Here is a 4,636-nt window from a genome sequence, read left to right as displayed (position 1 = left end):
TGCCACAGCCGCACGGTTCCCACGAGCTTGCCCTCGCGCACCGCCGACAGGGCAAGGCCTGTGGCGGGCGCTCGTCCGTCGCGCAGGCGCTGGCAGGTGCGGCCGTGGCGGTTCTCGCCAAAGCAGGCATCGAGCAGTGCTTCACGCATCGTGACGTCGCCAGCACGCTCCGCACGGATCACGAACGGAGCGGCTTTCGAGGTGAGGGCGATCTGTGGCTTCCGAGGAGTGGTCATGGCGCGTCAGTCCCCGCTTGAACGGGCGTGCGGGCGGCACGCCAGTCCAAGACGTCGTCAGAAATAGAGATGTGAGGGAGGAGCCGGCAAGCCGGCTCCCGGGTTCGTCAGGCCTCAGACCAAGAGGCGGATCAGATGTGGTACGTCCTCAACGGCGGGATGCCGTTGAACGCCACCGACGAGTAGGTCGACGTATAGGCCCCGGTGCCTTCGATCAGCACCTTGTCGCCGATCTCGAGCGTCACCGGGAGCGGATACGGGCTCTTCTCGTACAGCACGTCGGCGCTGTCGCAGGTGGGTCCCGCGAGCACGCACGGCGTCATGTCCGCGCCGTCGTGACGGGTGCGGATGGCGTAGCGGATCGACTCGTCCATCGTCTCGGCGAGACCGCCGAATTTGCCGATGTCCAGGTACACCCAACGCACCTCGTCCTCGTCGCTCTTCTTCGAGATCAGCACGACCTCGGATTCGATGATGCCGGCGTTGCCCACCATGCCGCGGCCCGGCTCGATGATGGTCTCCGGAATCTGGTTGCCGAAGTGCTTGCGCAGCGCGCGGAAGATCGAGCGGCCGTAAGTCACCACCGGCGGCACGTCCTTCAGGTACTTGGTCGGGAAGCCGCCGCCCATGTTGACCATGGACAGGTTGATCCCGCGCTCGGCGCAGTCGCGGAACACCTGCGAGGCCATCGCCAGCGCGCGGTCCCACGCCTTCACCTTGCGCTGTTGCGAGCCGACATGGAACGAGATGCCGCACGGCTCCAGCCGAAGGCGCTTGGCGAGGTCGAGCACCTCGACCGCCATTTCCGGATCGCAGCCGAACTTGCGCGACAGCGGCCACTCGGCGCCGGCGCAGTCATAGAGGATGCGGCAGAACACCTTCGCGCCGGGGGCGGCACGGGCGACCTTCTCGACTTCGGCGGAGCAATCCACGGCGAAAAGCCGGATGCCGAGCGCGAAGGCGCGCGCGATGTCGCGCTCCTTCTTGATCGTGTTGCCGAAGGAGATGCGGTCCGGCGTCGCACCCGCGGCCAGCGCCATCTCGATTTCGGCGACCGTCGCGGTGTCGAAGCAGGAGCCCATGGACGCCAGCAGGGCCAGCACTTCCGGCGCGGGGTTCGCCTTGACGGCGTAGAACACGCGGCTGTCGGGCAGGGCCTTGGCGAAGGTCTGGTAATTGTCGCGCACGACCTCGAGGTCGACGACGAGGCACGGCTCGGTGTCGAGGCCATCCTTGCGGCGGTTGCGCAGGAATTCCTGGATACGTTCGGTCATAGCACTCTCCAAAGCGGCCCCAGCGACGGAGCTCGTTCAAAGCGGTTCTCGGACGAGGGTGCTTCGCCGCTGCCGCACGATGGAGACGCGACAGGGCTAAAACCCTAGACCGAATTGTGCTGCCGTGGATTGGTTGGGAATTTTCCCGCCCGCACACCTGGCAATGAAGGACAAGCCTTTTCAGTAGCCCGCGCCGGCGTTGGACTGCCGGTAGAGACCAAAAAAGCCCGATCCGTCGTTGCTTTAAGTCGCGTCCCCCGTTGAGAGCGGGGTGCGCCGGTTCGCCTCCGGCTGCCAGTCACGGTTGCAAAAAGTGAAGTCACCTTCGACAAGGCATCTCTTGAGAGAGATGCTGGACGCTCCGGGTTTGCTGTCGTCTTCCGGCTATGAGCCTTCCGACTTCCGCACTTCCGAAGAGCCCCTCGGCTTCTTCACCCCTTGGCGGCTGTCCGGCCTCTTGTCCGGATACCTACCGACTGACACACGACCACAGGCACGTGCGAAATTGGGCAAGAGCGCACATAAGCGTTTTGACTCTGCTTCGCAAGAATTTTTTTAGGCTGACAACAGAATTGCCTAACGTCTGCTTGCGCAGTGTTGCGCGAGCGACGCGGAAGATGAACGGGCGTTAAGTTTTCAAGCCGCCGCGAGCGTCACGCGGCTGTGCGCGCGTCAGCGGCGCTTCGTGAACGGCTCGACGCGCTGAGCTGCGCGGATGAAGGCGGTCATCACGAGCACGCCGAGTGTGAACAGCACGGCCTGGAGAATGTGCGTGCCCTGATCGCCGAGCCCGAACAGGATCGCGAGCGCCCAGCCGCCGGCAAAGGCCGCGCCGAACACTTCGGCGCCGATCAGGATGGCGGCACTGATGACGGTGATGACGCTTGGCCAGACGATCTGACGGGAAGACGAGGAAGGCGCGTTCATGAGCTCAGGGGTCCGTAGTCTATCGAGGGCCGCAATCTCCCCGAAAAGGCGGCCGGGAGCAAGGCCAAATGGCTCAAAAAAGCCCCATCGCGTGCTATAGCTGGCCGCAACAATCGACCCATGAAAATCGGGACTTGCGATGTCAGAACCCCGCCAAACTACGGACTCCGAGACCAATCCGCTGCTGAAGGCCTGGGTGACGCCGTTTGCGACCCCGCCCTTCGACGAGATCAAGCCGGAGCACTTCCTCCCGGCGTTCGAGCAGGCCTTCGCCGATCACTCCGCCGAGATCGCGGCGATCACCAACGATCCGGCCGCGCCCGACTTCGCCAACACCATCACGGCGCTGGAGCGCTCGGGCAAGCTGCTGAGTAAGGTCGCCGCGGTCTTCTACGACCTGGTCTCGGCGCATTCCAACCCGGCCATCCTGGAGATCGACAAGGAGGTCTCCTTGCGGATGGCGCGGCACTGGAATCCGATCATGATGAACGCCGTGCTGTTTGGTCGCATCGCCCAGCTGCACGAAAACCGCGCGGCGCTCGGTCTTAGCCCGGAGCAGCTCCGCCTGCTGGAGCGCACCTACACCCGATTCCACCGCGCCGGCGCCGGCCTCTCCGAGGAGGCCAAGACGCGGATGGCGGAGATCAATGAGAAGCTGGCCCAACTCGGCACCGGCTTCAGCCATCATCTGCTCGGCGACGAGCAGGACTGGTTCATGGAGCTTGGCGAGGCTGATCGCCAGGGCCTGCCGGAGAGCTTCGTCGCCAGCGCCAAGGCTGCGGCAGAAGAGCGCGGCATGGAAGGCAAGGCCATCGTCACGCTGTCGCGCTCCTCGGTCGAGTCGTTCCTGAAGAGCTCGGCCCGGCGCGACCTGCGCGAGAAGGTCTACAAGGCCTTCATCGCGCGCGGCGACAACGGCAATGCCAACGACAACAATACGACCATCGTCGAGATCCTGAAGCTGCGCGAGGAGAGCGCGAACCTGCTGGGCTATCCGACCTACGCCGCCTACCGGCTCGAGGACTCCATGGCCAAGACGCCGGACGCGGTGCGGGGCCTGCTGGAGCGGGTCTGGAAGCCGGCGCGCGCCCGGGCGCTCGCCGACCGCGACGAGATGCAGGCGCTGATCACGGAGGAGGGCGGCAATTTCAGGCTCGCTCCCTGGGACTGGCGCTTCTACGCCGAGAAGCTCCGCCTGCAGCGCGCCAATTTCGATGACGCGGCGATCAAGCCGTATCTTTCGCTCGACCACATGATCGAAGCGGCCTTCGACTGCGCCACGCGCCTGTTCGGGATCACCTTCGAGGAGCGCAAGGACGTTCCGGTCTGGCATCCCGACGTCCGGGTCTGGGAGGTCAAGGGCCCCGACGGTAAGCACAAGGCGCTGTTCTATGGCGACTACTTCGCCCGGCCGTCGAAGCGCTCAGGCGCCTGGATGACCTCGCTGCGCGACCAGCAGAAGCTCGACGGCGACGTCGCGCCGCTCGTTCTCAACATCTGCAACTTCTCCAAGGGGGCCGGCGGCGAGCCTTCGCTGCTGTCGCCCGACGACGCCCGCACCCTGTTCCACGAGTTCGGCCACGGCCTGCACGGCATGCTGTCCAACGTGACCTATCCGTCGCTGTCGGGCACATCCGTGTTCACCGACTTCGTCGAGCTGCCGTCGCAGCTCTACGAGCACTGGCAGGAGCGGCCCGAGGTGCTCCAGCAATTCGCCCGCCACCACCAGACCGGCGAGCCGCTGCCGGACGACCTGCTCCAGCGCTTCCTGGCCGCGCGAAAATTCAACCAGGGCTTTGCCACGGTCGAGTTCGTGTCCTCGGCGCTGGTCGACCTCGAATTCCACACCCAGCCAGCTTCCGCTGCGCAGGATGTCCGTGGCTTCGAAAAGAAGGAGCTGGAGAAGATCGGCATGCCCGAGGAGATCGCGCTGCGTCACCGTCCCACGCAGTTCGGTCACATCTTCACCGGTGACCACTATGCCGCCGGATATTACAGCTACATGTGGTCGGAGGTGATGGACGCCGACGCCTTCGGCGCGTTCGAGGAGGCAGGCGACATCTTCGATCCTGCCGTCGCAAAACGCCTGCACGACGACATCTATTCGAGCGGCGGATCGGTCGATCCGGAAGCGGCCTACGAGGCCTTCCGCGGCCGTCCGCCCGAGCCGGATGCGCTGCTCCGCCGCCGCGGCCTGCT

At 65.2% G+C, this 4,636-nt stretch carries 4 protein-coding genes; 1 reads left to right on the top strand and 3 read right to left on the bottom strand.

Annotated features, from left to right (window positions below; all coding sequences use genetic code 11):
* The 3 genes from MOV74_RS31710 to MOV74_RS31700 all read right to left on the bottom strand — a co-directional run.
* On the bottom strand, positions 1–236 hold a 236-nt coding region (locus tag MOV74_RS31710; RefSeq protein ID WP_404979198.1), incomplete at its 3' end, for a GNAT family N-acetyltransferase.
* 131 nt (positions 237–367) lie between these two features.
* Complete coding sequence (locus tag MOV74_RS31705; RefSeq protein ID WP_246930918.1) at positions 368–1,510, bottom strand: type III PLP-dependent enzyme; 1,143 nt, start codon at positions 1,508–1,510, stop codon at positions 368–370.
* A gap of 672 nt (positions 1,511–2,182) precedes the next feature.
* Positions 2,183–2,437, bottom strand: a complete 255-nt coding sequence (locus tag MOV74_RS31700) for a hypothetical protein (RefSeq protein WP_027562896.1) — start codon at positions 2,435–2,437, stop codon at positions 2,183–2,185.
* Positions 2,438–2,576: 139 nt separating this feature from the next.
* Here MOV74_RS31700 and MOV74_RS31695 point away from each other — a divergent pair.
* A partial coding sequence (locus MOV74_RS31695; protein WP_246930916.1) for a M3 family metallopeptidase occupies positions 2,577–4,636 on the top strand: 2,060 nt, incomplete at its 3' end.

This window comes from Bradyrhizobium sp. SHOUNA76 (assembly GCF_023006445.1).
In the GTDB taxonomy this organism is placed as follows: domain Bacteria; phylum Pseudomonadota; class Alphaproteobacteria; order Rhizobiales; family Xanthobacteraceae; genus Bradyrhizobium.
This window is presented reverse-complemented; position numbering and strand designations above follow the sequence as displayed.